This window comes from Bradyrhizobium hereditatis, from assembly GCF_020329435.1.
GTDB lineage: Bacteria > Pseudomonadota > Alphaproteobacteria > Rhizobiales > Xanthobacteraceae > Bradyrhizobium > Bradyrhizobium hereditatis.
Window position 1 is genome coordinate 20,727 of sequence record NZ_JAGKJK010000023.1, and the last position, 13,362, is coordinate 34,088.

Annotated in this window: 11 protein-coding genes; 6 read left to right on the forward strand and 5 right to left on the reverse strand. The window is 62.2% G+C overall.

Going from position 1 to position 13,362, the window contains the following annotated elements; translation table 11 throughout:
- Positions 1 to 8 precede the first annotated feature (8 nt).
- From J6524_RS33505 to glsA, 4 genes are all read left to right on the forward strand, one after another.
- Positions 9 to 230, forward strand: a complete 222-nt coding sequence (locus J6524_RS33505; RefSeq protein WP_225678175.1) for an acyl-CoA carboxylase biotin carboxyl carrier protein subunit — start codon at positions 9 to 11, stop codon at positions 228 to 230.
- Between the two features lie 158 nt (positions 231 to 388).
- The gene (locus tag J6524_RS33510) at positions 389 to 1,552 is read left to right on the forward strand and encodes a TAXI family TRAP transporter solute-binding subunit (RefSeq protein WP_225678176.1); all 1,164 of its coding nucleotides are present in this window, start codon (positions 389 to 391) and stop codon (positions 1,550 to 1,552) included.
- A 52-nt stretch (positions 1,553 to 1,604) separates the two neighbouring features.
- Positions 1,605 to 3,668, forward strand: coding sequence for a TRAP transporter permease (locus J6524_RS33515; protein ID WP_225678177.1), 2,064 nt, complete (start codon positions 1,605 to 1,607; stop codon positions 3,666 to 3,668).
- Positions 3,669 to 3,690: 22 nt separating this feature from the next.
- Positions 3,691 to 5,550 carry a glutaminase A gene (gene glsA, locus J6524_RS33520; RefSeq protein ID WP_225678178.1) on the forward strand — a complete coding sequence of 620 codons (1,860 nt, stop codon included), beginning with the start codon at positions 3,691 to 3,693 and terminating at the stop codon, positions 5,548 to 5,550.
- 139 nt (positions 5,551 to 5,689) lie between these two features.
- Here glsA and J6524_RS33525 read toward each other — a convergent pair whose 3' ends face one another.
- Positions 5,690 to 8,023, reverse strand: coding sequence for a Tex family protein (locus tag J6524_RS33525; RefSeq protein ID WP_225678179.1), 2,334 nt, complete (start codon positions 8,021 to 8,023; stop codon positions 5,690 to 5,692).
- Positions 8,024 to 8,250: 227 nt separating this feature from the next.
- Here J6524_RS33525 and J6524_RS33530 point away from each other — a divergent pair, with 227 nt between their 5' ends.
- Positions 8,251 to 9,507 carry an Hsp70 family protein gene (locus tag J6524_RS33530; RefSeq protein WP_225678180.1) on the forward strand — a complete coding sequence of 419 codons (1,257 nt, stop codon included), beginning with the start codon at positions 8,251 to 8,253 and terminating at the stop codon, positions 9,505 to 9,507.
- A gap of 14 nt (positions 9,508 to 9,521) precedes the next feature.
- On the opposite strand, the gene J6524_RS33535 is transcribed toward J6524_RS33530, so the two are convergent.
- Positions 9,522 to 10,049 (reverse strand): carboxymuconolactone decarboxylase family protein, encoded by a 528-nt coding sequence (locus tag J6524_RS33535; RefSeq protein ID WP_225678181.1) that lies wholly within the window; start codon positions 10,047 to 10,049, stop codon positions 9,522 to 9,524.
- A gap of 316 nt (positions 10,050 to 10,365) precedes the next feature.
- Between J6524_RS33535 and J6524_RS37500 the strand changes: the two genes are divergently transcribed.
- Complete coding sequence (locus J6524_RS37500; RefSeq protein WP_283809278.1) at positions 10,366 to 10,491, forward strand: hypothetical protein; 126 nt, start codon at positions 10,366 to 10,368, stop codon at positions 10,489 to 10,491.
- Positions 10,492 to 10,580: 89 nt separating this feature from the next.
- On the opposite strand, the gene J6524_RS33540 is transcribed toward J6524_RS37500, so the two are convergent.
- The 3 genes from J6524_RS33540 to J6524_RS33550 all read right to left on the reverse strand — a co-directional run bounded on the left by J6524_RS33540 (position 10,581) and on the right by J6524_RS33550 (position 13,358).
- Entirely contained in the window at positions 10,581 to 10,934 is a 354-nt protein-coding gene (locus tag J6524_RS33540; protein ID WP_225678182.1) for a Zn-ribbon domain-containing OB-fold protein, read from the reverse strand.
- The gene (locus J6524_RS33545; RefSeq protein WP_225678183.1) at positions 10,931 to 12,067 is read right to left on the reverse strand and encodes a thiolase family protein; all 1,137 of its coding nucleotides are present in this window, start codon (positions 12,065 to 12,067) and stop codon (positions 10,931 to 10,933) included. The genes J6524_RS33540 and J6524_RS33545 overlap by 4 nt, the downstream gene beginning before the upstream one ends.
- A gap of 124 nt (positions 12,068 to 12,191) precedes the next feature.
- Complete coding sequence (locus J6524_RS33550; protein ID WP_225678184.1) at positions 12,192 to 13,358, reverse strand: acyl-CoA dehydrogenase family protein; 1,167 nt, start codon at positions 13,356 to 13,358, stop codon at positions 12,192 to 12,194.
- Positions 13,359 to 13,362: the final 4 nt, after the last annotated feature.

A 13,362-nucleotide genomic window follows, 5' to 3' on the forward strand; every position in this document is an offset into this window, starting at 1 on the left:
GAACGGAAATGCCAGAAATCAAAATCGTCACCGAAGTCGCCGGGCGCGTGTGCGCGCTTCCCGTCACAACCGGTGGCCATGTCGGCGACGGCGACGAGATCGCTTTCGTCGAAGCCATGAAAATGGAAATTCCGGTTACGTCGACGGCAGCAGGAAAGATCAAGTCGATCCTGGTCAAACTCGACGATGTCATTGCCGAAGGACAGGTCGTCGCAATCATCGAAGCTTAGCGAGAATCGCGGCATAGATCTGCGCGACGTATTCCGCGACAATCTGTCCAGCTTAGATGTTTAGTCGTACGTACCCAACGTTGCTATCGCAAGCAGCCGATGACATGATTGACGGTAACGAAGAGATTTCGCATCGCGAAACAATCCGAGGGGAAAATATGATTCATCGCTTGAAGGCGCTCGCGCCAGTCGCACTCGCAGGCATCTCATGGCTGACCTTGTCAGCGGCATATGCCGAGGACGTCAAGCTGCCGCCGACCATGGTCGTCACCGCCTATGACACCGGCACCGCCGGCTTCAACATCGCCGTCGGCGTTGGCAAGATGATGAAAGACAAATACGGCACCGACGTCCGCGTGCTGCCTGCCGGCAACGACGTGGCGCGACTGGCGCCGCTGCGCGCCAAGCGCGCGGCCATGTCGGCGATGGGCTCCGGCACCTATTTCGCCCAGGAAGGCGTGTTCGAGTTCGGCACCAAGGAATGGGGTCCCCAACCCCTGCAGCTCGTGCTGTCCACGGTCGATTGCAACGCTGCCTCGCTCGGCGTCGCCAAGGATACCGGTGTGACCGAGATCAAGCAGCTCAAGGGCAAGCGCGTCGGCTTCGTGGTCGGCTCGCCGGCGCTGAACCAGAACGCGCTCGCCATCCTGGCGTTCGGCGATCTCAAGCAGAGCGACGTCAAGGCCGTCGAGTTCTCGAGCTATGGCGCAATGTGGAAGGGCATGATCAACAACGACATCGATGCGGCCTTCGCCACTACCATCACCGGCCCGGCGAAGGAACTCGAGACCTCCCCGCGCGGCATCATCTGGCCGCCTCTGCCCCACAACGACAAGGCCGGCTGGGAGCGCGTGAAGAAGGTCGGCTCGTTCTTCTTCCCGCATATGGCGACTTGCGGCGCCGGCATCACCAAGGACAAGCCGATCGAGCTCGGCAACTATCCCTATCCGATCTTCATGGTCTACGGCTCGCTGCCCGAGGCTGAGGTCTACGCCATTACCAAGGCGATGATTACCGGCTATGACGCCTATAAGGATGCCGCTCCGGGTGCAGCCGGCCTCGCAGCTGATCGGCAGACCAAGAATTGGGTGGTTCCGGTGCATCCGGGCGCCGCGAGGGCGCTGAAGGAAGCCGGCCAGTGGACCGACGCCCAGGAAGCCCATAACAAGGAGCTGCTGAAGCGTCAGCAGGTTCTGGCAGCAGCATGGACGGACTACGGCAAGTCCAATCCGCCGTCGGACGACAAGGCGTTTCTCGACGGCTGGATGAAGGCGCGCGCGGCGGCACTGGCTAAGGCGAACATGCCGAACGGGTTTGAATAACCTGCCTTATTCGTCGCTCAAAAGGTAGGCGAACAGCGTCTCGGGGGAAATGATGTCACCTTCTGCGAGCGACAGCACAGTCGCGCCGGCAAAACGCGTCGAGTTCGACGACCCGCATGCCAACATGCAGGAAGCCGAAGTCACGCGCGTACGAACGCTCCGCGGCGGGTGGCGCTGGACACTGGTGGTCGCGACGGCAGTAACCATCCTGCTGTGCATCAACCAGCAATTCTCGCTGCGCTTCTTCATCGGCTATACGCAGCTCAACACGGAGTACTTCTATCTCCTGATCGCGCTGATGCTGCCGTTCACGTTCCTGATCTTTCCGGGAACCACGAGTTCGCCGCTCGATCGAATTCCCTGGTACGATATCCTGCTCTTCCTCGTCACCTTCGCCTGCGCGATCCTCTTGATGCGCAGCGTTCGCAAGGCGGCGGAAGCCGGCTGGGAATTCGGCGGCGCCCCTACCTACGTGATTGTCGCGGGCGTGATCATGTGGGTCATGCTGATGGAGGCGTTGCGGCGCACCGGCGGCTGGAGCCTTTTGCTCAGCGTATTGCCCTTTACGGTCTATCCCCTGTTCGCCGATGCGAGCTGGCTCGGACCGTTCCGCGGCACGCAATCGACGCTCGAACAGGCGACGGCATATCATGTGCTGTCGGGTGAAAGCCTGCTCGGCATCCCGATCCAGGCTTTCGCCGATACCGTGATCGGCTTTTTGGTGTTCGGCACGGCGCTGATGATGACGGGCGCCGGAAAATTCTTCATCAACATCGCCTTTGCGCTGTGCGGCACCTTCCGCGGCGGCGCTGCCAAGGTCTGCATCTTCGCCTCCGGTCTGCTCGGCATGATGTCCGGCTCGATCATCTCCAACGTGCTGACCGCCGGCACGATGACCATTCCAGTCATGAAGAAGAGCGGTTTCCGCGCCTCCTATGCCGGCGCGATCGAAGCCTGCGCCTCGACCGGTGCGGTGCTGGCGCCGCCGGTGATGGGGGCGACCGCGTTCGTGATCGCGCAGTTCCTCAACGTCAGCTACGCCGAGGTCGCGGTGGCCGCGATCATTCCGGCAGTGCTCTACTATGCTGGCCTGTTCATGCAGGTGGACTCCTACGCGGCGCGGCATGGGCTCAAGGGTATTCCGCGCTCCGAGCTGCCGAAGGTGTGGGATACTATCAAGGAAGGCTGGTACTACATCTTCGTCATCGCCCTCCTGATCGTGATGCTCCTGTATTTCAAACGCGAGAGCCACGCGCCGTTCTACGCGACCGCGCTGCTGCTCGTGCTGAACCAGCTTTTCTCAAAGGATACGCGCTGGACATCGGCGACCATCAGCAAATTCTTTGAAGTCAACGGCCGTACCTTCGTCGAACTGGTCGGCATCCTCGCGGGCTGCGGCCTCCTGATCGGCGCATTCTCGATGACCGGCGTGGTCTCCAGCCTTGCCAATGATCTGCTCAGGATCGCCGGCGACAATGCGTTCCTGCTGCTGGTGATGTGCGCCTTTACCAGCCTCGTGCTCGGGCTCGGACTGACGACGACGGCCTGCTACATCTTCCTTGCCATCCTGGTGGCGCCTGCGTTGGAGAAGCTCGGCCTCAATCGCATGGCCGTGCACATGTTCATCTTCTACTGGGGCATGCTCTCCTCGATCACGCCGCCTGTCGCAATCGCCTCCTTTGCCGCGGCCGGCATTGCCGGTTCGCCGGCGATGAAGACAGGATGGGAGTCGATGTGGGTCGGCAGCATCATCTACTTCATTCCGTTCTTCTTCGTTCTGAACCCGGCGCTGGTGCTGCAGGGGCCGAGCCCGTATCTCGAAGGCCTCGGACTGATGGCGCTGGCGGGTTTTGGCACGCTGTTCATCTGCGGAGGGATTCAGGGCTATCAGGTGTTCGTCGGCGACCTCAGGGGCACGGGCACGCTGGAGTGGCCGCTGCGGGTATTGCTCGTCATCGGCGGGTTCGTGGTGGCCACGCCCGGCGGCGGGATTATGCCGCTGTCGCAAATGCAAGTGACGATGCTCGGTCTCGCCATTCTCGTACCCACCACGCTGATCGCGCTGGTGCTGATACGGCGCCGCAGCCCAATGCCGAACCAGTTGCACGCACCCTGATTGCGTTGCACAAGAGGAGGCGATGAAACCATTGCCTCCTCCGTTCCCGGCTGCGCCCGCAGCCTGGACCAGCTCGAAGCCGCCTTTGCTGCGGTTCCTGACCGCCTGTCACGCGGACTTCACGCCCGAGACCGGCGGCGCCGTCGCCGACTACATCCCGGAGCTCGGCAAGGCCAACCCTGATCATTTCGGCATCAGCCTCGCCACCCTCGACGGCCACATCTACCAGGTCGGCGACACCCAGGTCCCCTTCACCATCCAGTCTATGTCAAAGCCGTTCGTGTTTGCGCTCGCGCTGGACACGCTGGGCGCGGCACGGGTGGAAAGCGTGATCGGCGTCGAGCCCTCGGGCGATCCCTTCAACTCGATCCGCCTCAACGCCGAAAACCATCCTTTCAACCCGATGGTTAATGCCGGCGCGATCGCCTGCTCCGGCCTGATCCACGAGGCCAAGGGCGACGCCGCGTTCGAGCATATCCGGCAGGCACTGGGGCGGTTTGCCGGCCGCGAGCTCGACGTCGATGACGCCGTCTATGCTTCCGAAAGCGCAACCGGCGACCGTAACCGCGCGATCGGCTATCTCCTGCGCACCAACGCCGTCATCAAGGAAAATGTGGCTGAAGTACTGGAGGTCTATTTCAGGCAATGCGCCATCCTGGTGACGGCGCGAGACATTGCCGTGATGGCCGCGACGCTCGCCAACCGCGGCATTAATCCGGTGACCGGCGAACGGGTGATGAGCGCCTACGCCATCTCGCGCACGCTCTCGGTGATGACCAGCTCCGGCATGTACGACTATGCCGGCGAATCGATCTACCGGGTCGGCATCCCCGCCAAGAGCGGCGTCGGCGGCGGCATCCTCGCTGCCCTCCCGGCGCGGCTCGGGCTCGGCAGCTATTCCCCGAGGCTCGACAAGCACGGTAATAGCGTGCGCGGCATCAAGGTCTGCGAGGCGCTGTCGGCGCATTACGACCTGCATATGCTGAACCGCAGCGACGACGCCCGCAACAGCATCATCGCCGACTACGACATCGGCAACAGCCCGTCGCGGCGCGTGCGGCGCGCGCACGAACAGAATATCCTTGCCGCCCACCACCAGGACGTCCGCGTGATCGAGCTGGTCGGAACGCTGTCGTTTTCCAATGTCGATTACGTCTCGCGTCAGCTAGCGGCAAAACCGCGTCCACAACTGGTGATTTTCGACCTGCGCCGTGTCACGTCCATGACCCGCGCCGGCGCCCGCCTGCTCGCCGAGGAATTCCGCGAGCTTGCGGCACACCACGTCACCGTGATTCTATCCGGCATCAGGCGTTCGTCGCCGGACTGGAAAATGATCGCGGAATGGACGGAAGGGCTCAGCAACATCCGCAACTACTATCTGCTCGACGCCGCGATCGAATGGGCGGAAGACCAGGTGGTGTACCGCTACGGCGGCGCAATCGACTTTTTTGAAGCGACCGAGCTCTCCGAACAGTCGCTCCTGGCAGGTCTGACGGATGAGGAATTGACCGATCTGGCCTCGCTCGCTTCGGTCAGGACCTATCAGGCGAACGAAAAGGTCATCGCCGCAGGCGAACCGGCCGAGTCGCTGTTCTTTCTGAGAAGCGGTGTGGTGCATGTCACCTTGCCCGACGGCATCAGGCTGGCGACGCTGACGGCCGGAATGCCGTTCGGTGAGATGGCGCTCTTGGAGCCGCGTCGTTCAGCCGACGTATTCGCCGACATGGCGGCGACGGCTTACGAAATATCGCTCCGCGATTTCGAACGCTTCCGGAAGCAGCATCCGCGCGCCGGCGAACGGATCATGCGCAATCTCGCCCAACTATTGGCCGATCGGCTGATTCTCGCCAACGCCAGACTGAACCTGCTGACGTCGGGGTAGTTCTGGGCCTGCATGGTTCGAGACCCCCGGCTTTGCCGGGCTCCTCACCATGAGGGTCTTAGAGCGCATTCTGATTCAGACCTCATCCGAGGAGCATCGCAAAGCGATGCGTCTCGAAGGATGAAGCCCCGAACGGCGCCTACCCCGCCTTGCCCCGTCCGTTCTTTTCGGCCGCACGCCGCAAGGCCTCGGCGAGCGCACCGCCCTGCTCCTGCGGCTTGCGTGGCGAGGATGACGTCATCGCCGCCTTAGAATACTCGCGCATCTTGCTATCAGACAGCTTGGGACCCTTGGCGCCGACTTCATCATCGAGCCGCAGCGACAGTGCGATGCGCTTGCGGGCGACCTCGACCTCCAGCACCTTGACCTTGACGATGTCGCCCGGCTTCACCACCTCGCGCGGGTCCTTGATGAAGTTCTTCGACATCGCCGAGATGTGCACGAGGCCATCCTGATGCACGCCGATGTCGACGAAAGCGCCGAATGCCGCGACGTTCGTCACCGTGCCTTCCAGGATCATGCCGCGCTTGAGATCCTTGATCTCCTCGACGCCTTCCTTGAACACCGCTGCCTTGAACGCCGGACGCGGGTCGCGGCCGGGCTTTTCCAGTTCGCGCAGAATGTCGGTGACCGTGGGCAGGCCAAAAGTTTCATCGACGAAGGCCTGCGGCTTCAACTGGCGCACGACGTCGGCATTGCCGATCAGTGCCTTGATGTCGCTCTTGGTCGCGGCGAGAATTCTCCGAACCACAGGATAGGCTTCGGGGTGAACGCCGGACGCGTCGAGCGGATCCTCGCCGTTGTTGATGCGCAAAAATCCGGCGCATTGCTCGAACGCCTTTGGCCCGAGCCGCGGAACGTTCTTCAGATCCTTTCGCGATTTGAACGGCCCGTTGGCGTCGCGGTGCTGTACGATGCTCTGCGCGAGCCCAGCACCAATGCCGGACACCCGTGCCAGCAGCGGCGCGGAAGCGGTGTTGGCGTCGACGCCGACGGCGTTCACGCAATCTTCGACCACGGCATCCAGCGAGCGCGCCAGCTTGGTTTCGCCAAGATCGTGCTGATACTGGCCGACCCCGATCGCCTTCGGATCGATCTTGACGAGCTCTGCAAGCGGATCCTGCAGCCGCCGCGCGATCGACACGGCACCGCGCAAGGTGACGTCGAGATCCGGCAGTTCCTCGGACGCGAAGGCCGAGGCGGAATAGACCGACGCGCCGGCTTCCGACACCACGATCTTCGACATCTTCAGATCCGGCAGCATCTTGACCAGCTCGGTCGCCAGCTTGTCGGTCTCGCGCGAGGCGGTGCCGTTGCCGATCGCGATCAGGTCGACCTTGTGCGTGACCGCGAGCTTGCCGAGAATGGCCAGCGCCTCGTTCCACTGCCGCTGCGGCTCGTGCGGATAGATCGTCGTGGTCGCGACCACCTTCCCCGTGGCATCGACCACGGCCGTCTTGACGCCGGAGCGATAGCCGGGATCGAGGCCCATGGTGACGCGCGCGCCGGCCGGCGCAGCCAGCAAGAGATCGCGCAGGTTCGAGGCGAATACGCGTACGCCCTCGGTCTCTGCCGCGGTCCACAGCCGCATCCGCAGGTCGATGTTGAGATGCACCTGGATCTTGGTGCGCCAGGCCCAGCGCGCGGTATCGATCAGCCAGCGGTCACCCGGCCGGCCCTGATCGGTGATGCCGAAGCGCTGCATGATCTTGAGCTCATACGTGCCGGGAACGCCGGCCGCAGGCGGGTTAACCTCGGGCTGGATCTGCAGTTCGAGGATTTCTTCCTTCTCGCCCCGAAACAGCGCGAGAATGCGGTGCGACGGCAGCTTATGGAGTGCTCCGTTGTAGTCGAAATAATCCTTGAACTTCTCGCCCTCGAGCTTCTTGCCCTTGCGCACAGTCGAGGTCATCAACCCGTTCGTCCACATCTCCTCGCGCAGCCGGCCGATCAGGTCGGCATCTTCAGCGAATCGCTCGACCAGAATCGCGCGCGCGCCTTCCAGCGCCGCAGCCACATCAGGTATCTGCTTCTCGGCGTCGACATAGTTTGCCGCGACGGCCTGCGGATCGTTCTGCGGCTGCGTCAGCAACAATTCAGACAAGGGCTCAAGGCCGGCTTCCTTGGCAATCTCGGCCTTGGTGCGGCGCTTCGGCTTGAACGGCAGATAGATGTCTTCCAGGCGCCCCTTGCTGTCGGCGGCCATGATCTGAGCTTCCAGCGCGTCATCGAGCTTGCCCTGCTCGCGGATCGAATTGAGAATCGAAACCCGGCGCTCTTCGAGCTCGCGCAAATAAGTCAGGCGCTCTTCCAGGTTGCGCAGTTGCGCATCGTCTAATCCGCCCGTGATTTCCTTGCGATAGCGCGCCACGAACGGCACGGTGGCGCCGCCGTCCAGCAGTTCGACGGTTGCCGCGATCTGTTCCTCGCGAACCCCAAGCTCTTGCGCAATCTGTCGGTTGATGTTTGCCACGCGACCTCTTTCCAAAGCCGTTTGCGGCGAGATGACCCGCCGCGGGGACGCAGCTTATGGACCATCTCGGATTGATTTGCCAAGGCACCGGGCGAAAGAAATTGATCTGTGGATCGGCCATATCGGTCAACCACCGGCACGGGGGATTCGTAGGGAAAACACAGCGAGATAGGGGTGGATTGACGGCCTCCTAATGTGTAAACGGACGCTCCCTCCCGGAGCCTCCCATGTCGATCTGCGGTCTTGATTTCGGAACGTCGAACACGACGCTCGGCACCATCGAGGGTGCTGCGCCTGTTCTGGCGACACTGGAGGCGGCGCAGACCGCTATTCCGAGCGCAATTTTTTATGAGGCTGACAGCGGCGTCCGAATCGGCCGCAAGGCCGTGGAAGCCTATGTAGAGGGCGTTCCCGGTCGCCTGTTGCGCAGCCTCAAATCGGTGCTCGGAACGTCGCTGATCGACGAAACCACGCGGCTCGGGCGTGAGCGGGTCAGCTTCCGCGACGTGATTGCCTACTATGTGGGCGCGGTCAAACGCCGCGCAGAACAGGCCACGGGCCGCGAGTTGCGTCACGTTGTCCATGGCCGTCCTGTTCACTTCGTCGACAATGCGCCGAAGGCCGACCGCAAGGCGGAAGAGACCCTGCGAACGATTGCCAAGGGAATCGGTTTCGAGGACGTCACGTTCCAGTTCGAGCCGATCGCGGCGGCTCTGGACTATGAGCGACAGATCGCATCCGAGGAAGTCGCATTGATCGCCGATATCGGCGGCGGCACATCAGACTTTTCGATCGTGCGTCTCGGGCCGGAGCGACACCGCAACGCTGATCGGGCAGCCGATATTCTTGCCAATGACGGTGTGCGCGTTGGCGGCACCGATTTCGACCGTCAGCTCAGCCTCGGCGTGGTCATGCCGCTGTTCGGCTTCGGCAGCGCCATGAAGCGTGCCGGACTTGATGTGCCCTCAAGCTACTTCCACGACCTCGCGACCTGGTCGAGCATTAATCGCATGTATGAACCGCGCGTGCTTGCCGATATCCGCCAGGTACGGCAGGAAGCCGCCAGGCCGGAACTGCTCGACCGGCTGATCCGCGTGATCCACGAGCAGCGTGGCCACACGCTAGCCATGGACGTCGAAGACGCCAAGATCGCGCTGTCCGAAAAGTCTCGATCGGAGATCCCGCTCGCATGGGTCGCGCCGGGACTGAGTGCGGTCGTCAGCCAAGGCGACCTCGTCAGTCATACAAAACAGCTCGCCGCGCGCATATCGGCGCGCATCAAGAACTGTCTCGTTCAGGCCGGACTGAATGCCGACGCCATCGACGCCGTGTTCCTGACCGGCGGCTCGGTAAAACTTGCCCATGTGCGCAAGGCGATTACCCAAGCCGTGCCGACGGCGCGGATCGTCGAAGGCGACATCTTCGGCGCCGTCGGCAAGGGGCTGACGCTGGAAGCCTTGCGGCGATATGGGCCTTTGAACTGAGAACGACTGCCCGGTCAGCCCACTACTTCGGTCACAGGCTGCATGTCGATGGCAAACGTCTCCAGGAACTTCGACGTCATGATGTAAAAGCCGACCGATAGCTGCAGTTCGACCAAGGCGGCCGGGGTCAGCTTCGACGCAATCGCGTTGAAGGTCGCGTCCGTCGGCTTGTGAAGCCTGACGATTTCATCGGTGAAGGCGAGCGCGGCACGCTGCACGTCATTGAAGCAGGTTGCCGCTTCCCAGTTCTCCAGCGCCTCATTCTGCTCGTCCGTGACGCCGACATTCTTGCCGATCCGCTTGTGGGCGACGATTTCATACGGCGCCTCGCACAGAATGCCGGTGCGGGTGATGGCAAGCTCCCGCACGATCGGGTCCAGTTCGCCCCTGTGCCTGATCGCCCCGCCTAACCGGCAGTACTGTTCGAGATAGCTCGGCGAATGCGCCATCATCCGGAAGATGTTCGCATTGCGGTTTTTGCCGAGCAATTCGCGGGTGCGCTCGTTGTGCTTGGCGGGATCGCTGTATTCGATGCGGGCCATTCGTCACCTCGGGCTTTCACGATTTTCTGATTTGTTGACAGAGAGATCATGCACCGCAGCAGCGTGCCGATCAACCACTGAGGCGACTGCGCGGCAGGCTAAGGGCCCGCCTTCAAGCCGATCGAGACGCGCCAAAAAACTCCCTTTCTCGTGCACAAACCGGCTACGAGCGAGCCAAATTGCCGCCTCAATGCTGGTCGATTTTCGGGGCTGTCGATATTCGCTGAGTGGGGACTCAAGAGAGCGAATACTCGTCGCGGGGTGTTCCGAGTAAACCAAACTGAGCTCATCAGGCCTTCACGGGCAAGGATGACTCATGCCCAAGTCTAGGGAGTTCGGCATGAAGGAAGCCACCAGGAAGGCGGCCTCGGAAGCACTTGCGCAGATGTTGGCGGTAACAGCGATGCTCGTCATCGCCAGCGTTGTGTTCTACTGGCACTGAATGTTGACGCGTCGAAGCACTCAGATTTTTCACCCGTTCCGCGTAATCTGGGTTGCTTCGTTGCGTGAGCATTTCGCCTGACGCTCACCTCATTTCTCGAAATACGGCACTAGTCGTCCCGCAAACGGCCGATAGCTCGCAGTAACGGAATCGCCGATCGAAAGATCATTGGCGCCGTGGGCCATCATGCGAAACCCTTCGACCGTATCGACCAGCACGATATTGTAAGGAACATGCGCGCGCGTCTCAGGCGTCGCGGCACGACACACCAGCGACGTCGCATAAACTGTCCCTGCGCCACTGGCGCGCTTCTCTAGCGGATCAGGCGCACCGCAAGCGGCGCAAAAACTGCGGCGGAAGTACTGCACGTTCCCGCAAGCACCGCAGGATTGATAGACGATGGCCTCGGCACCCCTGGTCCAGTCGGCGATTCGATCGGTCATCGCACGCGCTCCAGGAACATGCTGACATGCGACGACAGCACGCCGCCATCGCCATGCAGCAGCGCAATAGAGGCGTCACGGACCTGCCGCGGGCCGGCGCGCTCCGTCATCTGCAGATGCGTCTCAACGAGGTGCGCCATCGCACCGCCGACACCGCAATGGCCGTAGCTCAACAGCCCGCCATGCGTGTTGAGCGGCACGACGCCGTCGCGGCCAAAATGCCCTGCCCGCACCCGCGCGGCCGCCTCGCCGCGGCGGGCCAGGCCGAGATCTTCCAGCAGCATAGCGAGCGTAATGGTGAAGCTGTCATAGACCGCGGCGTACCGTACGTCCGATATCGCGATACCGGATGCAGCCTTGGCCTTGCCGATCGCGATCTCGGCGCCGAGTTCGCTCAGAGCCGGCGCGGCCGAGACGTGCTGATGGGTATGCGCCTGTGCGCAGCCGCGCACACGGATGCCCGTTGCACCGGTAGGTTCGCGGCTGACTACGAACGCCGCGCCACCGTCAGAGACCGGGCAGCAATCCAGAAGTTTGAGCGGCATCGCCACCGGCTTTGAGGCCATCACGTCGGCGACGGTAATGAGCTCTTGGAACTGCGCGCCGGGATGGGTCATTGCATGGGCGCGCATCAGCACCGCGAATTCGGCGAGGTCTTCCTCCGTCACGCCGTATTCATGCATGTAGCGCGAGGCGACGAGGCCGTAATAGGCGGGTATCGTCGGCCCCAGTGTCACCTCGTAGTCGGGATGGCCGACCTGCGCCAGCGCCTGGATCGAGGCGTCGCGGCTCTGCCCGGTGAGGCGGTTTTCGCCGCCAACCACCAGCACATGCCTGGCCACGCCGGCATCGACCAGATGATGCGCCAGCATGGTCATGGCGAGCCCGGTTGCGCCGCCGACCTGCACGGCGTGGGCATAGGACGGCTGAATGCCGAAATGCTCGGCGAACACGGTCGCCAGCATGATATGTGGCGAGACGGTCGAATAGCCGCAGAGAATGCCGTCGATCTCGGATCGCTTGAGACCAGCATCGGCAATGGCGAGCTCGGCCGCCTTGCTCATGAGATCGAGCGAGGACGAGCCTTCGTGCTTGCCATAGGACGTCAGTCCGACGCCGGTGATGAAGCTCATGGTTCTCTCACCACGTTGAATGCCGTCATTCTGGGATGGTGCGAAGGACCAGACCCGGAATTTCGAGGTTCCGGGTTCGATGCTGCGCATCGCCCCGGAACGACGTTAGAGCGCCCTTTCATCCTCAGTACGACTTTGGCAGGCCCAGCACCTTCTCCGCGATAAAGCTGAGAATGAGCTGCGGACTGATCGGCGCGATGCGCGGGATCAGCGATTCCCGCAAGTAACGCTCGACGTGATATTCTTTCGCATAACCGAAACCGCCATGCGTCATCACCGCCTGCTCGCAGGCGTGGAAACCGGCTTCGGCGGCGAGATATTTGGCAGCATTGGCGGCGGGACCGCATTGCATGCCCTGGTCGTATTGCCAGCCTGCGCGCAGCACCATCATCCAGGCAGCCTCAAGCTCCATCCAGTTCTTCGCCAAGGGGTGCTGGATACCCTGGTTCATGCCTATGGGACGATTGAATACGACGCGGTTCTTTGCATAGGCTGCCGCTCGCGACAGCGCGACCTGGCCGAGCCCGACCGCTTCGGCGGCGATCAGAATGCGCTCGGGATTCATGCCGTGCAGGATATATTCAAAGCCGCGGCCCTCTTCGCCGAGGCGATCCTCGACCGGGATCTCGAAATTCTCGAAGAACAATTCGTTGGAATCGACCGGCTTGCGGCCCATCTTCTCGATCTCGTGCACGGTAACGCGCTGCTTGTCGAAATCGGTATAGAACAGGCTCAAGCCGTGAGTCGGGTTCTTCACTTCTTCCAGCGGCGTGGTGCGCGCCAAAAGCAAAATCTTGTTGGCAACCTGAGCGGTGGAAATCCAGACCTTCTGACCGTTGACGACGTATTTGTCGCCCTTGCGCACGGCGCGGGTCTTCAACTGCGTGGTGTTGAGCCCGGTGTTGGGCTCCGTCACCGCGAAACACGACTTGTCGCGGCCGTCGATAATCGGCGGCAACATGCGCGTGCATTGCTCCTTGGTGCCGAACACGACGACCGGATTGAGCCCGAATACGTTCATGTGCACGGCTGACGCACCGGACATGCCGGCGCCCGATTCCGCGATCGTCCGCATCATGATTGCAGCGTCGGTGATGCCGAGACCCGAGCCGCCATATTCCTCGGGGATGCAGATGCCGAGCCAGCCGGCGTCCGCCAGCGCGCGGTGGAAGTCGGCGGGATAGCCGCCCTCCTTGTCCTTCTTCAACCAATAGGCATCGTCGAAGCGCGAGCAGATCTTTCCGACCGCGTCGACGATCGATTCCTGGTTGGCCGACAGCGCAAAATCCATCTAT